This is a genomic window from Nitratifractor salsuginis DSM 16511, from assembly GCF_000186245.1.
Lineage (GTDB): Bacteria > Campylobacterota > Campylobacteria > Campylobacterales > Sulfurovaceae > Nitratifractor > Nitratifractor salsuginis.
Map to the genome: position 1 here is coordinate 165878 of NC_014935.1, position 18837 is coordinate 184714.

Annotated in this window: 21 protein-coding genes and 1 tRNA gene; 16 read left to right on the plus strand and 6 right to left on the minus strand. The window is 56.8% G+C overall.

Annotated elements, in window-relative coordinates; all coding sequences use genetic code 11:
* Positions 1-54 precede the first annotated feature (54 nt).
* From NITSA_RS00925 to katG, 9 genes are all read left to right on the plus strand, one after another.
* Positions 55-131, plus strand: a tRNA-Arg gene (locus tag NITSA_RS00925).
* Between the two features lie 104 nt (positions 132-235).
* The gene (locus NITSA_RS00930; RefSeq protein ID WP_013553146.1) at positions 236-844 is read left to right on the plus strand and encodes a hypothetical protein; all 609 of its coding nucleotides are present in this window, start codon (positions 236-238) and stop codon (positions 842-844) included.
* A complete protein-coding gene (gene gmk, locus NITSA_RS00935) occupies positions 841-1464 on the plus strand; it encodes a guanylate kinase (protein WP_013553147.1) in 624 nt (207 codons plus the stop codon). The genes NITSA_RS00930 and gmk overlap by 4 nt, the downstream gene beginning before the upstream one ends.
* Positions 1465-1541: 77 nt before the next feature.
* Positions 1542-1781, plus strand: coding sequence for a twin-arginine translocase TatA/TatE family subunit (locus NITSA_RS00940; protein ID WP_013553148.1), 240 nt, complete (start codon positions 1542-1544; stop codon positions 1779-1781).
* A 72-nt stretch (positions 1782-1853) separates the two neighbouring features.
* Positions 1854-3551, plus strand: coding sequence for an arginine--tRNA ligase (argS, locus tag NITSA_RS00945; RefSeq protein ID WP_013553149.1), 1698 nt, complete (start codon positions 1854-1856; stop codon positions 3549-3551).
* On the plus strand, positions 3551-3871 hold the full coding sequence (locus NITSA_RS00950) for a hypothetical protein (protein WP_013553150.1): 321 nt from the start codon (positions 3551-3553) through the stop codon (positions 3869-3871). The genes argS and NITSA_RS00950 overlap by 1 nt, the downstream gene beginning before the upstream one ends.
* A gap of 183 nt (positions 3872-4054) precedes the next feature.
* Positions 4055-4570, plus strand: coding sequence for a ferritin-like domain-containing protein (locus NITSA_RS00955; RefSeq protein ID WP_013553151.1), 516 nt, complete (start codon positions 4055-4057; stop codon positions 4568-4570).
* A gap of 50 nt (positions 4571-4620) precedes the next feature.
* A complete protein-coding gene (locus tag NITSA_RS00960) occupies positions 4621-5280 on the plus strand; it encodes a ferritin family protein (RefSeq protein ID WP_013553152.1) in 660 nt (219 codons plus the stop codon).
* A gap of 217 nt (positions 5281-5497) precedes the next feature.
* Entirely contained in the window at positions 5498-7696 is a 2199-nt protein-coding gene (katG, locus tag NITSA_RS00965; protein ID WP_013553153.1) for a catalase/peroxidase HPI, read from the plus strand.
* A gap of 12 nt (positions 7697-7708) precedes the next feature.
* Here katG and rsfS read toward each other — a convergent pair whose 3' ends face one another.
* Entirely contained in the window at positions 7709-8050 is a 342-nt protein-coding gene (gene rsfS / locus NITSA_RS00970; protein ID WP_013553154.1) for a ribosome silencing factor, read from the minus strand.
* A complete protein-coding gene (nadD, locus tag NITSA_RS00975; RefSeq protein ID WP_013553155.1) occupies positions 8047-8613 on the minus strand; it encodes a nicotinate (nicotinamide) nucleotide adenylyltransferase in 567 nt (188 codons plus the stop codon). Before nadD ends, rsfS begins: the two co-directional genes overlap by 4 nt.
* A 69-nt stretch (positions 8614-8682) precedes the next feature.
* On the opposite strand from nadD, the gene NITSA_RS00980 reads away from it, so the two are divergent.
* Genes NITSA_RS00980 through NITSA_RS00990 form a run of 3 tightly spaced genes read left to right on the plus strand, consistent with a single transcriptional unit; the run spans position 8683 to position 11574 of the window.
* Positions 8683-9891, plus strand: coding sequence for a phosphoglycerate kinase (locus tag NITSA_RS00980; protein ID WP_013553156.1), 1209 nt, complete (start codon positions 8683-8685; stop codon positions 9889-9891).
* 10 nt (positions 9892-9901) lie between these two features.
* Positions 9902-10609 carry a triose-phosphate isomerase gene (locus NITSA_RS00985; RefSeq protein WP_013553157.1) on the plus strand — a complete coding sequence of 236 codons (708 nt, stop codon included), beginning with the start codon at positions 9902-9904 and terminating at the stop codon, positions 10607-10609.
* Positions 10606-11574 carry an ABC transporter permease gene (locus NITSA_RS00990; RefSeq protein ID WP_013553158.1) on the plus strand — a complete coding sequence of 323 codons (969 nt, stop codon included), beginning with the start codon at positions 10606-10608 and terminating at the stop codon, positions 11572-11574. Before NITSA_RS00985 ends, NITSA_RS00990 begins: the two co-directional genes overlap by 4 nt.
* A 7-nt stretch (positions 11575-11581) precedes the next feature.
* Here NITSA_RS00990 and NITSA_RS00995 read toward each other — a convergent pair whose 3' ends face one another.
* Both NITSA_RS00995 and nusA read right to left on the minus strand, forming a co-directional pair.
* On the minus strand, positions 11582-11812 hold the full coding sequence (locus NITSA_RS00995; RefSeq protein ID WP_013553159.1) for a hypothetical protein: 231 nt from the start codon (positions 11810-11812) through the stop codon (positions 11582-11584).
* A gap of 22 nt (positions 11813-11834) precedes the next feature.
* Positions 11835-12962: a transcription termination factor NusA gene (nusA, locus tag NITSA_RS01000; protein ID WP_013553160.1), complete on the minus strand. Its 1128-nt coding sequence runs from the start codon at positions 12960-12962 to the stop codon at positions 11835-11837.
* Positions 12963-13193: 231 nt separating this feature from the next.
* Here nusA and NITSA_RS01005 point away from each other — a divergent pair, with 231 nt between their 5' ends.
* The 3 genes from NITSA_RS01005 to NITSA_RS01015 all read left to right on the plus strand — a co-directional run bounded on the left by NITSA_RS01005 (position 13194) and on the right by NITSA_RS01015 (position 15744).
* Positions 13194-13436, plus strand: coding sequence for an HP0268 family nuclease (locus NITSA_RS01005; RefSeq protein ID WP_013553161.1), 243 nt, complete (start codon positions 13194-13196; stop codon positions 13434-13436).
* 11 nt (positions 13437-13447) lie between these two features.
* Positions 13448-14752 (plus strand): tRNA (N6-isopentenyl adenosine(37)-C2)-methylthiotransferase MiaB, encoded by a 1305-nt coding sequence (gene miaB, locus NITSA_RS01010; RefSeq protein ID WP_013553162.1) that lies wholly within the window; start codon positions 13448-13450, stop codon positions 14750-14752.
* Between the two features lie 137 nt (positions 14753-14889).
* The gene (locus NITSA_RS01015) at positions 14890-15744 is read left to right on the plus strand and encodes a tyrosine-type recombinase/integrase (RefSeq protein WP_013553163.1); all 855 of its coding nucleotides are present in this window, start codon (positions 14890-14892) and stop codon (positions 15742-15744) included.
* A 126-nt stretch (positions 15745-15870) separates the two neighbouring features.
* Here the strand turns inward: NITSA_RS01015 and NITSA_RS01020 are convergent, their stop codons facing one another.
* Both NITSA_RS01020 and NITSA_RS01025 read right to left on the minus strand, forming a co-directional pair.
* On the minus strand, positions 15871-16668 hold the full coding sequence (locus NITSA_RS01020) for a UDP-N-acetylmuramate dehydrogenase (RefSeq protein ID WP_013553164.1): 798 nt from the start codon (positions 16666-16668) through the stop codon (positions 15871-15873).
* A gap of 12 nt (positions 16669-16680) precedes the next feature.
* Positions 16681-17541 (minus strand): menaquinone biosynthesis family protein, encoded by an 861-nt coding sequence (locus NITSA_RS01025; protein WP_013553165.1) that lies wholly within the window; start codon positions 17539-17541, stop codon positions 16681-16683.
* A gap of 131 nt (positions 17542-17672) precedes the next feature.
* Between NITSA_RS01025 and recA the strand changes: the two genes are divergently transcribed.
* Positions 17673-18716 (plus strand): recombinase RecA, encoded by a 1044-nt coding sequence (recA, locus tag NITSA_RS01030; protein ID WP_013553166.1) that lies wholly within the window; start codon positions 17673-17675, stop codon positions 18714-18716.
* Positions 18717-18837 lie beyond the last annotated feature (121 nt).

Consider the following 18837-nt stretch of genomic DNA (forward strand, 5'->3'; position numbering starts at 1 on the left):
TCCGGATTTAGTTTCTATTAAGTTAAATCCCGCTATTATTCTGCTCTCAAATATGCGCCCGTGGCTCAGCTGGATAGAGCACCTGATTGCGGTTCAGGAGGTCTCAGGTTCGAATCCTGACGGGCGTACCACCCCTTTTTTATCTTCCCCAAACTTTTCAAAATATTGAAAGCACTCCCTTTAGACCCGGCACGTTATAATATGTTTTTATTATTTCGAATCGAGAAGGAGCTCTATGCGGGTATTGCTATTGAGTCGTAACCGTGTCGTGCAGGAATTGGTGAAGCTCGGGCTCAGAGGGCTGGATGCCGTGGAGCTGGAGATCCCCGAACCGAGGAGCCTGCCCCGTTACGACCGCTACGATCTTGTGTTTGAAGAGGATCACTATGCCGAGGAGCTTCGGGCCCTTGGGCTCGAGCATCTCCTGGCTTCCCGCCGGATCCTCCTGGGAGAGATGGTGGAGCCCGCCGAAAAAGAGTTCTATGACCGGATCATCCCCAAACCTTTCCTTCCCGAGGATATCCGTGAGGCGGTGTTGCATACGGAGGAGGAAGCTGAAGCGTTCGACGAAGAGGTGCCTTTGAACAGTTTTGCCGGGATCGAAGAGGAAACGGAGACGGAAGTTCTCGACAGAGAGGAGATCCTCCGGATCCGACGTCTGCTGGAAGGGGAGATGGAGAGCGAGGCCTCTTCGGAGCCGGAAGAGACGGTGGGCCGGAGAGATTCCTACGATTTCGAAGAGTTTTTGGACCTGTTGGAGCGCTGCAAAGTCAAAAAACTGCGACAGCTTCTTCAGGGCAGCCGTATCCATTTGACGATCGAATTTCCTGAGGAGGAGCGATGAGCGGAGCGATCTTGATCCTTTCGGGTCCCAGCGGAGCAGGCAAAAGCACGATCATTCAGCGGGCGGAGCCCCTGATCGGTGATTTTTATTTCTCCATCTCCACCACCACCCGACCCCCGAGAGAGGGGGAGGTGCACGGTGTGGACTACTATTTCACCGACAAAGAGAGCTTTGAGCGTGATATCGCGGCAGGGGAGTTTCTGGAGTATGCCCAGGTCCACGGCAACTACTACGGTACTTCCCTCAAACCGGTCCGGGAAGCCCTCGAAGAGGGGAAACTGGTGATCTTCGATATCGATGTGCAGGGGCATCGCCTGGCGCGGGCGAAGATGGGGGATCTGATCACCTCCGCCTTTATCACGCCGCCGACGATCGCCGAGCTGGAGCGGCGCCTGCTGAGCCGCAGTACCGACGATCCGGAGACGGTGCGCCGCCGCCTGGAGAACGCCAAAGAGGAGATCCGGGCTTTGGAGGAGTATGACTTCCTCATCATCAACGACGATCTGGATCGGGCGACGGAAGAGTTCGTCACCGTGGCCAAGGCGGCCAGACTCCGGCCGGGGCACGAGGCCCTGAGACGTTTCCGTGAATCGTGGCTCGCCTCGGGGAGCCGTAGCTAACGGCCGGTTAAAAAAGTTCCAGTATAATTACTCCACATTAGACCAAGGCGCTTCGGTGCGTATGAAAGGAAGAAAACATGGGTATGCCTAGCGGATGGGAACTTCTCCTGGTCGTCGGAGTCATCGTACTCCTCTTCGGCGGCAAGAAAATCCCCGAACTGGCCAAAGGGCTGGGAAAAGGGATCAAAGATTTCAAACAGGCGGTCAAAGAGGACGAAGAGGCGTCAGCCCCGGCCAAAGAGATCGAGAACAAAGAGGCGAGCGCTTCAGGCACACAGAGTGAAGCCTCCGAAGTCAAAGAGAGCCAAAAAGCTTAAGAACCGGGGCGTCGACCCCTTCCTCCGGCCTGCGGGCCACACGATTCAAATATCCCCGACAACGGATTCACAATGCAGATCAAAGCACAACTCAACCAATTGATTCACGACGCCTGCGCCAAGGCAGAGATCCCCGTCGAAACGGTGCAGGTCAACGAAGCGGGCAAGCCCGAATTCGGCGACTATCAGTTCAACGGCGCCATGCCCCTGGCCAAGAAGCTGGGCAAAAACCCCCGCCAGATCGCCCAGGAGATCGTGGAAGCGCTCCCCGAGAACCCGATCCTGAGCAAAGCAGAGATCGCCGGGCCGGGCTTCATCAACCTGACGCTTAGCCCCAAATGGCTTGCCGCGCGCCTGGAAGAGGCGGCGCGGGACGAGCGTCTGGGGGTCGGGCGGCAGAGTGAGCCCAAACGGGTGGTGGTGGACTACTCCAGCCCCAATATGGCCAAGCAGATGCACGTGGGGCACCTGCGCTCGACCATTATCGGCGACTCCCTGGCCAATCTTTTCGCCTTTCTGGGCGATGAGGTGATCCGCCAGAACCATATCGGCGACTGGGGGACCCAGTTCGGGATGCTCATCGCCTACCTCGAAGAGCTGGGAGAGGGGGCCGAGGGGAGCCTCCACGATCTGGAGGAGTTTTACAAAGCGGCCAAGAAGCGCTTCGATGAGGATGCGGCCTTCGCTGACAAGTCCCGGGAGTATGTGGTCAAGCTCCAGGGAGGGGATGTCAAGTGCCTCCATCTCTGGGAGAACTTCATCGACAAATCCCTGGGCCACTGCGAAGAGGTCTACTCCAAGCTCCACGTCCGCCTGACCCGGGAAGATGTCAAAGCCGAGAGCAGTTACAACGACGATCTCCAAAAGATCGTGGAGGACCTCCAGGCCAAAGGGCTGCTCAAAGAGAGCCGGGGGGCTAAGGTGGTCTTTACCGACGATGAGGAGAACCCGCTGATTATCCAAAAAAGCGACGGCGGTTTCCTCTATGCCACGACCGACCTGGCGGCGATCCGTTTCCGGGTCAAAGAACTGGGGGCCAAGCGGATCAGCTATGTCGTCGATGCCCGCCAGGCGGGGCACTTCAAACAGGTATTTGCCGTGGCACGGATGGCGGGCTACGCCCCCGAAGATGTGCGGCTCGAGCACGTCTCCTTCGGGATGATGCTGGATAAAAGCGGACGGCCTTTCAAGACCCGCGACGGGGGGACCGTCAAGCTCATCGACCTTCTCGACGAAGCGGTGGAGCGGGCCAAAGGGGCCATTACCCAGCGGGAAGCCTACGACGAGGAGGAGCTGGAGAAGATCGCCGAGATCGTAGGAATCGGGGCGGTCAAATACTCCGACCTCTCCATCAATCGGGAATCCAACTACATCTTCGACTGGGACCGGATGCTCTCCCTGGAAGGCAACACTTCTCTCTATCAGCAATATGCCTATGCGCGGATCCGCTCCATCTTCCGCAAATACGACGGCACGATCGAAGGGAAAGTGCAGCTGGGTGACGAGCTGGAAAGGCGTCTGGCGCTCAAATTGCTCCAGTTGGAGGATGTGCTCCGCGCCGCCGCCCGAGAGGCGATGCCCCATTACATCACGGGCTACCTCTACGACCTGGCGACCCTCTTTATGAAATTCTACGAGAACAACCCGATCCTGCGCAGCGATGTACCCGAAGAGCTGCGCCAAAGCCGCCTGCAGTTGGCCAAAAGTACGGCCGATACCCTCAAGCTGGCCCTGGAGATCCTGGGGATCAAGGTGCTGGAGCGCCTCTGATGGGCCGGCTCTATCTCCTGATCCTCTTGACCCTCGGCGCCGTCGCTCTGGAATACTACTTCCGCAGGGATTGGCGCAAAAGCCTCATCGCCCTGGGGAGCTTCCTGCTCCTCATCGGCTGGGCGATTCTGGGGATGACGATGCGCACGGTGATCCCCCTCTACCTCACCCACCTCACTTTGATCGCCATAGGATGGTTCGCTCTGATCTTCTATCTGCTCAAGGGACGCTATCTCTGGTGGGCCTATTGGCTGCCGGCGCTTACCCTGCTGGTCTTTGTGGGGCTCAATTTCTTTGAAGGGTCACGCTACGAATCCTGAGGCTCTCCGCCTCACTACCTCTTTAATTCTTTCTTCACTTTTCATCCGGATATCAGATTTCCGACAGATCCCCTCTTATCAGAACTATAAGAAAATTTTTATGGAAAATAATTTTCCTTTAAGAGTATTTAGCATATAATTCTTTATGGATAAAATTTATCCAATAAAGAAAAAGGAGAAAAAATGGCACGCAGAGGAAATTCCATTATCAAGGGGATCGAAGTCAATACGGTGATCGAGCTGCTCAACAGAGCCTATGCCGATGAGTGGTTGGCCTATTATCAGTATTACATCGAAGAGAAGGTGGTCAAAGGGATTATGAAGGATGCGGCGGTGGCCGAATTGCAGCAACACGCTGCCGATGAGCTCCGCCACGCCGATATGGTGGCGCAGAGAATACTGCAATTAGGCGGGACACCGCTGCTCAATCCCAAAGAGTGGTTCACTCATACCAACTGCGGCTACGAAGAGCCGAGTAATTTCGATGTGGTGGCGATCCTGGAGGATGCCATCAAGGGAGAGCAGTGCGCCATCAGCACCTACTCCGAGCTGGCGGAATTGACACGTGGGAAAGATATCGTCACCTACGACATCGTCAGCCGGATTCTGGCCGATGAGGTCGAGCATGAAGAGGATCTCCAGGCGCTCCATGACGATATCACCGAATTCGTCCGAGAGATCCGGGGAACATTGGCCTGAGGTGGGGACGGCCCCACTTTATACAAAAAACAGAAAAGGAACCAAACAAAATGAGACAGTATGAGAGTTACAAATGTGAGGTATGCGGCAATGAGGTCGAGGTACAGCAGGTAGGCGGCGGTACACTGGTCTGCTGCGGGCAGGAGATGGAGTGTACCACCAAGAATCTGACGGCGGTCAATCTGATGAAAGCTTTCGCCGGAGAGTCCCAGGCGCGGAACAAATATGAGTTTTTCGCCGAAGTGGCGATGCAGGAGGGGCTCCACCGGATCGCCCGTTTCTTCCAGGAGGCGGCGGACAATGAGAAGTACCATGCTATGGCGGAGTTCAAAGCCTACAACCGTCTGGTGAACGATGTGGAGCTGGATACGACCCGGAAGAATCTCCAGTATGCCGCAGACGGGGAGCGCTACGAGCACGAAGAGATGTATCCCAACTTCGCCGCCATCGCCAAAGAGGAGGGGCTGGAAGCCATCGCAAGGCTTTTCCGGGCCATCGGCAAGGTAGAAGTGGAGCACGAAAAGGAGTACCTGGAGCTCAAGGCGGCCCTGGAAGCGGAAGGTTTCTTCGACAGTGAGAAGAACGAAGAGTGGATCTGCGAAGTCTGCGGCCACGTGCATCGGGGCAAGCGCCCGCCCGCACAATGCCCCCTCTGCAAGGCGGACAAAGAGTATTTCAAGAAGCGTTGCCCCGACATCACCGCGGGCTGAGCGATCGGGTGCGATCCCGGCAGGATGGTCTGAAAATGAGTGGATCGGTGATGAAGTGATTATCCCGCCTGCCACCGATATCTAGGAGGCAGAACGTCGCAAGAAGGGTGGAGAGTTCGAGTGCTTCGATTAGTGGTTCTGCCACAAGAAGCGCTCATAATTACAAGGCTCTGGGATTCTCCCGGAGCCAGAATCGAGAAGAGATAAAGGAGAAAAAATGAATCGTGAAAAACAATGCCCCGTGGAGGCTGAAGATTTCAGGCACACTACCCTGGGCGGTAATATGATACGCAAATGGTGGCCCAATCAGCTCAACCTGAAAATATTGCAGCAAAACCCTCCGGCATTGAAACCAATCGACGAGGATTTCAACTATGCCAAAGCGTTCAATGCCCTGGACTATGATGCCCTCAAAGAGGATCTCAAAACACTGATGCGTGATTCCCAGAAGTGGTGGCCAGCTGACTATGGGCACTACGGTCCCCTTTTTATCCGTATGGCGTGGCACAGCGCGGGAACCTATCGTGTGATGGATGGGCGCGGTGGCGGTGCGACGGGGAACCAGCGCTTCGCACCCCTCGACAGTTGGCCTGACAATGTCAATCTCGACAAAGCACGCCGTCTACTCTGGCCGATCAAAGAGAAATACGGCAACGCCATCTCCTGGGCCGATCTGATGCTGCTGGCAGGCAATGTGGCGATGGAGTCGATGGGATTCAAGACCTTCGGTTTCGGCGGCGGACGTGAGGATATCTGGGAACCCGAAGAGGATATCTACTGGGGTCCTGAGTCCCAATGGTTGGGGGATGAACGCCATAAAGAGGGACGAAAGCTCGAAAACCCTCTGGCAGCGGTGCAGATGGGGCTCATCTACGTCAATCCCGAGGGACCAAACGGAGAACCCAACGTCCTTGAAGCAGCCAAAGATATACGGGAGAGCTTCAAGCGGATGGGGATGAACGACGAAGAGACGGTCGCCTTGATCGCCGGTGGGCATACCTTCGGCAAAAACCACGGCGCTGCCGATCCCGAAAAGTATCTGGGACCCGAACCCGAAGCCGCTTCGCTGCAGGAGCAGGGGCTGGGATGGAAGAACAGTTACCGGAGCGGAAAGGGGGCCGATACGATCACCAGCGGCCTGGAAGGGGCTTGGACGCCGACGCCTACCCAATGGGACAACAGCTTTTTCGAGATGCTCTTCTCCTACGACTGGAATCTGGAGAAGAGCCCGGCAGGGGCCTGGCAGTGGGTGCCTACCGATCCCGCCACGGTCGAGCTTGTACCCGATGCCCATGACCCTGCCAAACGGCACAAACCGATTATGCTGACGACCGATCTGGCCCTACGGATGGATCCCGACTATGGACCGATTGCAAGACGCTTCTACGAAGATCCCAAAGCCTTCGCTGATGCCTTTGCCCGGGCCTGGTTCAAGCTGATCCATCGGGATATGGGGCCAAAAAGCCGCTATCTGGGCCCGGAAGTACCCGAAGAGGATCTGATTTGGCAGGATCCCATTCCAAAGCCGAAATGTGCGCTGGTGGACAATGCGGATATTGCGAAACTCAAGAACGAAATTCTTGCTTCGGGCCTGAGGATCTCCGAACTGATTTCGACGGCCTGGGCTTCGGCGTCGACCTATCGGAATTCGGACAAGCGAGGAGGTGCCAACGGGGCGAGAATCCGTCTGCTTCCACAAAGTCAGTGGGAAGTCAACGAGCCTGAAAGAATGGGCCGGGTGTTGGAGGTCCTGCAAGAGATTGTTGACCGATTCAATGAAGCGCAGCATGGCGAAAAAGCGATCTCGATGGCGGATATGATCGTGCTTGGTGGCACGGCGGCCGTAGAAGAGGCGGCCCGAGCTGGCGGCGTGGAACTTGCCGTCGGATTTACGCCCGGACGAGGGGACGCGACGCAGGAACAGACCGATGTGGAGTCCTTCGGATATCTCGAACCCGTCGCCGACGGTTTCCGCAATTATATACGCAGTGGATGTGAACTGCCTACCGAAGAGCTTCTGATCGACAAAGCGCAGTTGCTCACTCTCAGTGTGCCCGAAATGACGGTACTCGTGGGTGGTTTGCGTGCGTTGGGAGTCAGTCACGGCGAAGAGAACACGGGGATCCTGACGGACCGACCCGGCGTACTAAGCAATGACTTCTTCGTCAACCTGCTCGATATGGGCATCGAATGGACGCCGATCGATGAGAAGGCACAGCACTTCGAAGGACGGGAGCGGGGCAGCGAAGAGATCAGATGGCGCGCAAGCCGCGTCGATCTGGTCTTCGGCTCCAATTCACAACTACGTGCCCAGTCGGAATTTTACGCTCAGAGGGACAACGGCCGTAAATTTGTGCGAGATTTTGCCAAAGCGTGGCAAAAAGTAATGGAGCTGGATCGTTTCGACCTTCGTTAGGCCAAGGTTTGATTATTTGCCCCCCAGTTTCCCGCTCTTGAGCTCGTCGAGGAACTCTTCGAGGCTGTAGCGCTGGCGGTAGTTGGGGGTCATGATATGGACGATGATCTCCCCCAGGTCGGCGACGATCCATTCGTCACTCTCGTCGGAGCCGTAAAAGGTCTCTCCCTGGGGCTTGAGCTCTTCTTTCATATTGTCGAAGAGGGCCTGGGTGTGCTTGCCCCCCAGGGAGTTGGCAAGGATCACCTGCTTGGCGATATAATCCACATTTCCCAGATCGAAAACTTCGATCTCTTCCGCTTTTTTACTGTCAAGTAGATTGACGATACGATCGACACGTTCCTGTAGGGTCACATTCTTTCCTTTTTGAGTTGATAGGTTTGGATCACTTCTTCCCGGATCCTGGGGTCTACATACTCCAGCCCCTCTCCCCGGCGGATCCGGGTCGAGCTGACCGGGACTTCGACCGGCAGGAGGATCGCCCGGCGGAGGAAGGAGAGATCGGGGGTGTTCCCCGCGCGGGTGGCGACGATCCAGACCGCCTCTTTGTCGAGGGTTTCGAAATCTTTCCACTCCCGGAGTGTCGGCAGATTGTCGCTGCCGATCACCAGATACTTCAGAGGGTAGGATCGTTTCAGAGCGGTCCAGGTCTCGACGGTGTAGACGGGGCGTCCCTGTCGGATCTCGAAATCGCTGACGACGACCCCCGGCAGATCGAAGACCTGTCGGCACCACTCCAGGCGCTGCTCAGGGCTGGCGTGGGAATGTTCCTTGAAGGGATTGAGCCAGGCGGGGACGACGATGACCTGAGGGATTTTCAACTCATAGATCAGGTCTTCGATGATCTTGCGATGCCCGAGATGAGGGGGATCGAAGCTCCCCCCGAAGAGGGCCGCCTCTTGGGGTCCGTTAATCAAGAGATAACCTCTGATAGAGTAAAATAATCCGAAGTTTACCATAATTGAACATTATAGGAGGGAGGGGCGATGCTCAAGACCATCAAGGACCTGGAGATCGACGGATCCACCGTTTTTATTCGTTGTGATTTCAATGTACCCATCGACGAGTTCGGCAACATTACCGACGACCGGAGGATCCGCGCGGCGCTCCCGACGATCCGCTACTGTCTGGACCGGGATTGCAAGGTGGTCCTGGGGTCCCACTTCGAACGTCCGGAACCCGGAAAATTCGAAGAGCGCTTTTCCCTCTTCCCTGTCTACAAGCGCCTCGACGCTCTTTTGAAGATCAAAAACCATCTCTATTTCGACGACTCCAAAGCCGGAGCGGTCATCACGCCCCGGGCCAAAGAGCTTTTTGGGCAAATGGAAGGGGGCGATGTGCTGCTGCTGGAGAACCTCCGCTTCGATCCCGGTGAAACGAAGGATGACATCGAGTTCGCCAAAAAGCTCTCGGAGTTTGGGGAGTTCTATGTCAACGACGCCTTTGGAGCCTGTCACCGCAAACACGCGTCGATCCACGCCATCGCCTCTCTCTACGACAAAGAGCACAAGGCGGCCGGCTTCCTCCTGGCCAAGGAGGTCAACTTCTTCGCCAAGGTCCTGGAGAACCCCTCCCGCCCCTTCGTCGCCGTGGTCGGGGGAAGCAAGGTCTCCGGAAAGCTCGAAGCCCTCAACCGCCTCATCAGCAAAGTCGACAAACTTGTCGTCGGCGGAGGGATGGCTTTTACTTTCCTCAAGGCTCAGGGGTATGAAGTGGGTAAATCCCTGGTAGAGGAGGATCTGATAGACGAAGCGCGGACCATTATGTACAAGGCCAAGAAGAACGGTGTGAAGTTCTACCTCCCCGTCGATGTGGTCGTGGCGCCGGAGATGAGTGAAACCGCTACGGTCAAATACCTTCCGACTCAGGAGATCCCGGCGGAGTGGATGGGATTGGATATCGGGCCGGCAAGCACCCGGCTCTTCCGGGAAGCGCTCAACGATGCCCACACCATTATGTGGAACGGGCCGATGGGGGTCTATGAGATGGAGCGCTTCGCCAAAGGGTCCATCAAAATGTCCCACTACATCGCCGAGAGCCACGCCACGACCATCGTCGGCGGAGGGGATACCGCCGATGTGGCGGCGCGTGCCGGAGATGTGGACGAGATGACCTTCGTGAGCACCGGAGGAGGAGCGAGTCTGAAGCTCATCGAAGGGGAGGAGCTCCCCGGTATCGTCGCTCTGCAATCCTAAAGGAGAAAAAATGATTTTCGCAGCCAATTTCAAAATGCACCATACCCGTCAAAGTACCACAGAGTATCTGGATCGTCTGGAGGCTCTATTGGAGCGGGCGGAGTACCCCTTCAAAGTGATGGTTTTCCCTCCGGCGACGGCCCTGCAGCCTTCCCGGGAGTGGATCACCGTGGGCGCGCAGAACGCCTATCCCGCCGAAGAGGGGGCCTACACCGGAGAGATCGGGCTGAGTCAGCTGCATGAGTTTGAGATTGATACGGTGCTGATCGGCCACAGCGAGCGGCGGCAGATCCTGGGGGAGGACCAGGAGTTCATCGCCAAAAAGTTCGCCTTTTACCGGGAGCACGGTTTTCAGATCATCTACTGCGTGGGCGAGCCCCTAGAGGTTCGGGAACAGGGCTTCGAGGCGGTGGCCGAATATCTCTGGGAACAGTTCGACGATATCGACATCGACTATGAGCGGCTTATCGTCGCCTATGAACCGGTCTGGGCTATCGGGACGGGCCAGGCGGCCGAGCCGGAAGCGATCGCCGCGACCCACGCCGAGCTGCGCCGCCGGATCAAACGCCCCATCCTCTACGGCGGCAGTGTCAATCCCACCAATATCGCCCGGATCGCCGAGATCCCTGATGTAGACGGTGTCCTGGTCGGGAGCGCTTCCCTTGATCCCGAGAAGTTTCACGCCCTGATGATCCCCGTGGCTCCGCCCCAGGTATGAGCCGCAAGTTTCTCCTTCTTTTTTTCAAAAAACTCCTCTACCTTGCGGGGATGCTCTGGCTGATCTCTCTGATCACCTTCGGGGCGATCCATATGGCGCCCAACAGCTTCTTCGCCGCCGGAGGACTCAACCCCAATATGACCCCTGAAGCGATCGCCCATCTCAAGGCGGTCTACGGCCTGGACAAACCTCTGCTGACCCAGTATCTCGATTGGATGAGGTCGATGCTCCATCTCGACTTCGGGGTCTCCTTCGCCAGCGGCAACCGGGTCATCGACGAGATCAAAGCAAGGGTCTGGATCACGCTGGGGATCAACCTGGCGGCGATGCTCTTCATTTTCGCCCTGGCCTTTCGCTACGGAATTCGTGCCGCGCTCAAAGGGGGCAATTATGAAAAGGGGATGAAGCAGTTGGCGTTGCTCAGCTATGCGACCCCTTCCTTTTATCTGGCCCTGCTGCTGATCCTGATTTTCGGGCTCAAGCTGGGATGGTTTCCTATGGCGGGGCTGGAAGGGTTGGAGCCGAAAAAAGGTCTGGAGCGTTGGCTCGATATCGCCTGGCACTTGGTCTTACCCGTGGGGGTGATCGTCTTTACGGGATTCGGTTCGTTGATGCTCTATATCCGCTCTCTGACCCGGGAGATCCTCAAGAGCGACTATATCTTTTTCGCCCGGGCGAGGGGCCTGGAGGATCGGATCATCGTCCGCCGCTACATTTACCCCAATCTGATGCCCTTCATCGTGACGATCCTGGGGCTTTCGCTGCCGGGGCTGTTGGGAGGGAGTGTCATCCTGGAGCAGATCTTCTCCATCGACGGAATGGGGATGCTCTTTTATCAGAGCGCTCTGGCGAGGGATTATCCGGTGATTATGGGGATTTTGGTCGTGGGGGCTTTTTTGACCCTGCTGGGGAATATGATCGCTGATCTGGTCCTGCTGGCTATCGACCCCCACCGTCGTCGCTGAAAGCGGCTCAATCCAGCTCCACTCCGTCCCAGAATTCATCGTATCCCAGGGTGCTCTCCTGGGCTTCCTCCTCCATCTCTTTGCGCAGCTGCGCTTCGGTGTAGGCCTGGAGCCAGGCATCCAGGGCTTCCTGGCAGAGGGAATCGAAGTTCCGATTCTGCTCCTCGGCGATTGCCGCGAGGGCTTCGAAGGTATCCCGGCGGAGGCGGAGGGTTTTGAGGAGGGTCGCTTCGTTCATCGGCAAGGGTGGGCCTGGGGGCCTATTTGAAGAGGTTTTCCAGGGCCGAGAGGTCCTTGGTCTTCTCTTCGGTGCCGGAGGGGGCCCGCTCGACGATCCCTTCGACCTCGTTGAGCTCGATCTGGTACTTGGTCAGCATAGACGCGAGGCGGATATTGATCCCGCTTTTGCCGATCGCCTTGGCCTTCTGATCGCTGGTGATGTCGACGATCGCCTTCTGCTCGGCGGTGTTGTTGTTCTCGATGCGCACGTTTTGGACGATGGCGGGGGAGAGGGCGCGGGTGACATAAATCTCGGGGATGGGAGAGTACTCGATGCAGTCGATGTTTTCCCCGCAGAGCTCTTCGCTCACGGCGTTGATCCGAACCCCCCGTTGGCCTACGGCTGCTCCGATGGGGTCGATGTCGGGGCGGTCGCTTTTGAGCGCTACCTTGGCCCGCTCACCGGGGATCCGTGCGGAGGAGATGATCTCTACAGCCCCGTCCTGGATCTCGGGGACTTCCCGCTTCATCAGCTCTTCGAGGAATTTGGGAGCGGTGCGGGTGAGCTCCAGGTGCATCCCGTATTTGGGGTCGATGGAGACGAAGCGCAGGAGGGCTTTGAGGGTATCTCCGGTCTTGAAGCTCTCTCCCTTGATCCGGTTGCGCTGGGAGAGGATCCCCTTGAGTTCGCCGATCTCGACGTAGGTGTTGCCGGCATCGTCGACCCGGCTGACGGTCCCGATGATGATGGAGCCTACCTTCGCTTTGTATTTATCGAAGAGGTCCTGTTCGATCCGGCGCTGGATATGGTACTCCAGCTCCTGGAAGAGGTTGGCCGCCGCGGTCCGGCCGTACTCCTCCAGGTGGATTTCGCTGCGGATCTTGTCCCCGGGTTCGATCTCTTCGTCGTAGCTTTTGGCCTCGTCGACGGTGATATATTTTTCGGGCTCTTCCTGGGCGCGGGGATCGTCGTTGTTGACGACGGTGAGGACTTTGTAAATATGGTAGCTCTGGGTATCGTGGTCGATCTCGACCTCATATTCACCCTCTTCACCTTCGAGGCGTTTGGCGGTGTTGATCAGGGCCTCTTTGAAGGCTTCGAGGGCGCTTTCGACCGAGAGGTTCTTCTCGTGGGCCATCGATTCGATAATGGAGAGAATCTTTTGCATGGTTTTTTTCCTTTGTTACTGTCATTCTTCTGCTTCCGGCACTGACGAGACTATCGGTAAATTGACGGCTGAGAGTTGCGGATCGTGCAGGTTTTTCATTCTTTGAAGATTGTTATTATATCCAACTTTTTTGAAGAATGCCATCCTGTCTTAACCGTTGCTTTACGCAAAATTAAGTATAATCAAAATAAATACTTAAAACTCCCCGCATGCGGCGGGAAAGGGATCGCAATGAAACTGAAACTGGCACGAACGACACTCAAAGCCAAGCCGAAAAGTGTTGAATTGAGCAAAATCGAAGAGATGCTGCCGCAAAAATCGATTTTCTATTTCGACCGGGACAATTCCCACAAAGATCTCAAAGCGCTGATCGAGCATTTCGAGGAGGAGGGATACAACGTCTATATGCGGGAGGTCAAATACGGCCTCAACGAGGACGAGTATATCTACGAGGTCCACATCGTTCAGCAGTGAACGTTCCCCCAATGAGCAAAAAACTCTATATCGAAACCCTGGGCTGTGCGATGAACGTCCGGGATACCGAGCATATGATCGCGGAGCTCTCCCGGAAAGAGGATTATGATCTGACCGAGAATCTGGAAGAGGCGGATCTGATCATCATCAACACCTGTTCGGTGCGCGAAAAGCCCGTCGCCAAGCTCTTTTCGGAGATCGGCCGTTTTCGAAAGCAGCGCAAAGAGGGAGCCAAGATCGGAGTTGCCGGTTGCACGGCGAGCCACCTGGGTGAAGAGATCATCCGCCGGGCTCCTTATGTGGATTTCGTCCTCGGGGCCCGCAACGTCTCCAAAATCACCAAGGTCCTGAACGAGAAGCACGCCGTAGAGGTCTCCACCGACTACGACGAGAGCACCTACCCCTTCGGGGAGTACCGCAGCAACCCCTTCAAAGCGATGGTCAACATCTCCATCGGCTGCGACAAGAAGTGCACCTTCTGCATCGTCCCCGCTACCCGTGGGGACGAGATTTCCATCCCCAGTTCCCTGATCCTTCAGGAAGTAAAGAAGGCGGTGCAGGCCGGGGCCAAAGAGGTGATCCTCCTGGGCCAGAATGTTAACAACTACGGCCGGCGTTTCAGCGCGGGAGAGGATGAGGTACGGAATTTCACCGAGCTGTTGAAGCGGGTGAGTGCCGTCGAGGGGCTGGAGCGGATCCGTTTCCAATCCCCCCATCCGCTCCATATGGACGACGCTTTCCTCGAAGAGTTCGCCTCCAACCCCAAGATCTGCCCCCAGATCCACGTCCCCCTGCAGAGCGGTTCGACCCGCCTGCTCAAGCGGATGAAGCGGGGCTATTCCAAGGAGTGGTTCCTCGACCGCTGTGAGCGGATCCGGGCGATGGTGCCGGGGGTGGCGATCTCCACCGACATCATCGTGGGCTTTCCCGGAGAGAGCGAAGAGGATTTCGCCGAGACGATGGAGGTGGTGGAGAAGGTTCGTTTCGATCAAATGTTCAGCTTCCGCTACTCTCCCCGTCCTATGACCGCCGCCGCCGAATATGAGGACCAGATCCCCGAAACGGTGGCCGCCGAACGGCTCAAGCGGCTCCAGTCTCGGCAGGATGAGATCACCGACGAGATCATGGCGGCCCAGGAGGGGCGTATTCACGAAGTCTATTTCGAAGAGCTGAGGCCGGGCAACCGGGTCGCCGGGCGTAGCGCCGACGGGCGGCTGGTGAGCGTGGAGGGGAGCGAAGAGCTTTTGGGGAAGATTCTGCCGGTGCGGATCACCCGGGCTATGCGCCGTTCCCTCGAGGGAGAACTTTGTAAATGATTTTGGATTTTGGATGATGGATTTTGGATGGAGGGAGCCTTCGGCTTTTACTTTCTAAAAGACGATCTTTTAAGTAACGTTAACTTCTGCCGCACTTTTTTGTCTTTTCACTTAATAGATGATTCCTGGAGCGTCTTATGGAAGAGTATGTCGACGACTTTCTTGATTACCTCTTTCGTATCCGGGGTTACAGCGAGAGGACGGTAGCTACCTACGAACTCCCCCTGCGTCAAATGCTTCAGTACCACCGTTTGAAGCGGGAAGGGAAGCAGCTCATCCTGGATATTATGCCCCTGCGCCGTCGTATCGCTTCCAACACTCCAAGAACCGTCGCCAAAAAACTCAGTGCCGTCCGATCTTTTGTGCGTTATCTTCAGGATCAGCGCAATCTATCGATCCTACTGGAGGGCGATGAATCGGTCAAAGTCCCCCGGACCCTTCCCAAACCGATCGAAGAGCGCTATATCCGTGAAGTGCTGGAGGCTGCCGATCCGACAGAACGGCTCATTTTGGGGCTGCTCTACGGGATGGGGCTGCGGATCTCGGAATTGGCGGGGCTTCGCAGGGAACAGATCGACCGGGAGTGGATCCGGATCCACGGCAAAGGGGGCAAGACCCGTCAATTGCCCCTCCCGCAAGCGGTCCTTCAAATGCTGGATCACTATCTAGCACTTCATCCGGCGGGGGTCTATCTCTTTGAGAAGGGGAAAGCCCCCCTCTCTGCGGCGCAGATACGTTACCGGGTCCAGAAACTCTTCCGCTCCCGAGGGATCAAAGCCACCCCCCACCAGCTGCGCCATTCCTTTGCCACTCATCTGCTCGATCACGGAGCACGGATCAGCGATGTGAGCGAACTGCTGGGGCATGCCAGTATGGCGACGACCCAGATCTACACCCAGCTGGGGAGCAGCCGGAAGCTTCGGGAGTATATGAAGGCACACCCACTAGGGAATGAGGAATTAGGAATGAGGAGTGAGGAACCGAGTGATTGAGAATGGTGAATGGAGAATTTTTGAATGAGGAAAAGGCTAATTTGGCAATAGCACAGAACACGAAATTCTTGGGACTTGAGGGCCGGAGGTCCGTGCTTGCGACTGAATCCTCCCAATGACCAATGACTATTGACCAATGACCGAAATGTCAAGAATTTTTATCTCCTCTTCCAACTCGATGCCGAAGCGCTCCCGTACCCGCTCCTTGGCCAGATTTATAAGCTCCGTCGCTTCGTCGAAAGTCCCTCCACCGAGATTGACCAGAAAGTTGGCGTGTATTTCGCTCCAAGCCATATCTCCCTGTCGATAACCCTTTAAACCCACCGCTTCGATAAGCCGTCCGGCGTAGTCTCCCGGGGGGTTTTTGAAGGCGCTGCCGGCGCTGGGCTCTTTGGGCTGATTCTCCCGAAGCCGGAGCAGGGAGCGGCGTAGAGTTTCGTCGTAACCCTGCCGCAGAGGGAAACGGGCGGCGGTGGCGATGCCGGGGAGTTTGGCGTAGCGGTAGCCGTGCTCGATCTTCCCGGCGGGGATCCAGCGCCCTTCGATCTCCACGGAATCGAGAAGAGGGAAGATCTCATACTCTTTCACCCCCGCATTCATCGCCAACATCCCTCCCAGGGTCCCGGGGAGCTTGGCGACGAATTCGAAACCGGCAAGGTCGTGCTTTTTGGCGAAGCTGAGGATCTTTCCGGTGGGGGTGGCGGCTCCGATCTCCAGAAAATCCTCCTCGATGCGGCAGTAGTCGAAATCTTTCGAGAGCATCATCAGGGGCGGCGGGGTAGGGGAGATGAGCAGGTTATTAGCGCCCCCGACGAGGAAGCGCCCCGCGGGAACGGCCTCTCCCTTTTCGAGCATCAATACCTCTGCTGCCGGGCCGATCTTGATGCTGGAGTAGCGGGAGAAGTCGATGGATTTAACGAACATTGCCGGTGCTTCTCAAAGATTTCGGTCCTCTGTGTACTCTCTGGGGATGAGGTACTCCTCGGCCTTGATGGGGCAGTCGTAGAGGCCGTGCTCGTGGCCGATTTCGAAGAGGCGGTCGAGGGCACGAAGCTGCAGGGGCGAGAGTTCGGCGCTCTCTTCGGAGGCGTACATATTGAGGTAGCGCTCCAGCAGCTCGTCGGAGATGCGCACCAGGTTCTTCTCTTCGAGGAGGCGGCAGAGCTCCTCTTTGCGCCGGTTGGCCACCAACACCCCCTCGGTGAGAATCTTTTCGATCTCGATGGCCCGGTTGAGAGGGAGGCTGCGGCGCAGGGCCATTCCCCCCAGGGGCAGGGGCAGCTCTTCACCTGCGAGCTCCTGCCAAATATCCCAAACCTCTTTGGCCACCTCCAGGCGGGGGTCGAAATCGAGGATCGATTCGTGGATCAGTACCCCGGCGTCGACTTTGCCCTCCAGGACCGCCTCTTCGATTTCGAGGAAGTTCATATAGACCGGCCGCGCTTCGGGATAGAAGATCCGCACCAGCATGGCGTTGGTGGTGTAGCGTCCGGAGAGGGCTACTTTAAAGTTTCTCCTCAGCCGCTTGCCCTTGAGCTTGATGAGCTTGGGGCCGTAGCCTTCACCGAAACTGACTGCCGTGCGCAAAAGGGCATAGTCCGCGCGGATCAGAGGATAGAGCCCGAAGCTGATGGCGCTGACGTCGTAGGTCCCTTTGAGGGCCTCTTCGTTGAGGGTTTCGATATCGAGGCCGACATTCTCGAATCGGTAATCGAGGGTATCGACCCAGCCGAAACGGATGGCGTAATACATAAAGATATCGTCGGCATCGGGAGAGTGGGCGAGTTGGACGGTCATGGAGGCTCCGTGTCTTGAGTTGGGATATTTTATCCAAAAATGTCATTGTGACATTTTCATTCCATCCGCAGGGAGATGGTGGTAGAATCACGATAATTCAAAGAGAGATTTTTAGAGAAAAGGACAAGAGTATGGCAATCGATCCTCAGAAACAAAAAGCATTGGATATGGCGATCAAACAGATCGACAAGACCTTCGGCAAAGGGACCCTGATGCGTCTCGGGGACAAGGAGATCGAACCGATCGCGGCGATCAGTACCGGTTCACTGGGCCTGGATATGGCCCTGGGGATCGGCGGGGTGCCCCAGGGGCGGATCGTGGAGATCTACGGACCCGAATCTTCGGGTAAGACCACTCTGGCGCTGCAGACCATCGCCTCGGCCCAAAAAGAAGGGAAGGTTTGCGCCTTCATCGACGCGGAGCATGCCCTGGATGTACTCTATGCCAAGAATCTGGGTGTGGATATCGACAACCTCCTGGTGAGCCAGCCCGACTTTGGAGAGCAGGCGCTGGATATCCTGGAGACGATCGCCCGCAGCGGGGCGGTCGATCTGGTGGTGATCGACTCGGTGGCGGCGCTGACCCCGAAAAGCGAGATCGAAGGGGATATGGGAGATACCCACGTGGGGCTCCAGGCGCGGCTGATGAGCCAGGCGCTGCGGAAACTCACCGGGATCCTCCACAAGATGAACACCACCGTCATCTTCATCAACCAGATCCGGATGAAGATCGGGACCATGGGCTACGGATCGCCCGAGACGACCACGGGAGGAAACGCGCTGAAGTTCTACGCTTCGGTGCGTATCGATGTGCGCCGGATCGCTACCCTCAAGCAAGGCGAGAGCCAGATCGGAAACCGGGTCAAGGCCAAGGTGGTCAAAAACAAAGTGGCCCCTCCCTTCCGCCAGGCGGAGTTCGACATTATGTTCGGCGAGGGGATCAGCCAGGAGGGCGAGCTGATCGACTACGGCGTCAAGCTGGACATCATCGACAAATCGGGAGCCTGGTTCAGCTATGGAGCCCAGAAGCTCGGCCAGGGCAAAGAAAACGCCAAGCAGACCCTCAAAGAGAATCCCGAGCTGCGTGCCGAGATCGAGCATAAGATCAAAGAGGCCCTGGGCTTCGGCGAAGGGCTGGCTATGGATGAGAAGGAGATCGCCTCCACCGAGGAGTGATCTCCGGACCCTCTCCGCTTTTCCCGGGAGAACTTTTCCGTTGCTGCGCCTGCTTTTTCCTTCCTTTCCGCATTGCACCCTTTCGAAAAACTTTATCCACGCTTCACGTTAGATGCGATAA

Excerpts from the sequence above, each read along its gene's own strand:
- NITSA_RS00930 (WP_013553146.1), top strand. The coding sequence starts at position 236 with ATGCGGGTATTGCTATTGAGTCGTAACCGTGTCGTGCAGGAATTGGTG.
- gmk (WP_013553147.1), top strand. The coding sequence starts at position 841 with ATGAGCGGAGCGATCTTGATCCTTTCGGGTCCCAGCGGAGCAGGCAAA.
- NITSA_RS00940 (WP_013553148.1), top strand. The coding sequence starts at position 1,542 with ATGGGTATGCCTAGCGGATGGGAACTTCTCCTGGTCGTCGGAGTCATC.
- argS (WP_013553149.1), top strand. The coding sequence starts at position 1,854 with ATGCAGATCAAAGCACAACTCAACCAATTGATTCACGACGCCTGCGCC.
- NITSA_RS00950 (WP_013553150.1), top strand. The coding sequence starts at position 3,551 with ATGGGCCGGCTCTATCTCCTGATCCTCTTGACCCTCGGCGCCGTCGCT.
- NITSA_RS00955 (WP_013553151.1), top strand. The coding sequence starts at position 4,055 with ATGGCACGCAGAGGAAATTCCATTATCAAGGGGATCGAAGTCAATACG.
- NITSA_RS00960 (WP_013553152.1), top strand. The coding sequence starts at position 4,621 with ATGAGACAGTATGAGAGTTACAAATGTGAGGTATGCGGCAATGAGGTC.
- katG (WP_013553153.1), top strand. The coding sequence starts at position 5,498 with ATGAATCGTGAAAAACAATGCCCCGTGGAGGCTGAAGATTTCAGGCAC.
- NITSA_RS00980 (WP_013553156.1), top strand. The coding sequence starts at position 8,683 with ATGCTCAAGACCATCAAGGACCTGGAGATCGACGGATCCACCGTTTTT.
- NITSA_RS00985 (WP_013553157.1), top strand. The coding sequence starts at position 9,902 with ATGATTTTCGCAGCCAATTTCAAAATGCACCATACCCGTCAAAGTACC.
- NITSA_RS00990 (WP_013553158.1), top strand. The coding sequence starts at position 10,606 with ATGAGCCGCAAGTTTCTCCTTCTTTTTTTCAAAAAACTCCTCTACCTT.
- NITSA_RS00995 (WP_013553159.1), bottom strand. The coding sequence starts at position 11,812 with ATGAACGAAGCGACCCTCCTCAAAACCCTCCGCCTCCGCCGGGATACC.
- nusA (WP_013553160.1), bottom strand. The coding sequence starts at position 12,962 with ATGCAAAAGATTCTCTCCATTATCGAATCGATGGCCCACGAGAAGAAC.
- NITSA_RS01005 (WP_013553161.1), top strand. The coding sequence starts at position 13,194 with ATGAAACTGAAACTGGCACGAACGACACTCAAAGCCAAGCCGAAAAGT.
- miaB (WP_013553162.1), top strand. The coding sequence starts at position 13,448 with ATGAGCAAAAAACTCTATATCGAAACCCTGGGCTGTGCGATGAACGTC.
- NITSA_RS01015 (WP_013553163.1), top strand. The coding sequence starts at position 14,890 with ATGGAAGAGTATGTCGACGACTTTCTTGATTACCTCTTTCGTATCCGG.
- NITSA_RS01020 (WP_013553164.1), bottom strand. The coding sequence starts at position 16,668 with ATGTTCGTTAAATCCATCGACTTCTCCCGCTACTCCAGCATCAAGATC.
- NITSA_RS01025 (WP_013553165.1), bottom strand. The coding sequence starts at position 17,541 with ATGACCGTCCAACTCGCCCACTCTCCCGATGCCGACGATATCTTTATG.
- recA (WP_013553166.1), top strand. The coding sequence starts at position 17,673 with ATGGCAATCGATCCTCAGAAACAAAAAGCATTGGATATGGCGATCAAA.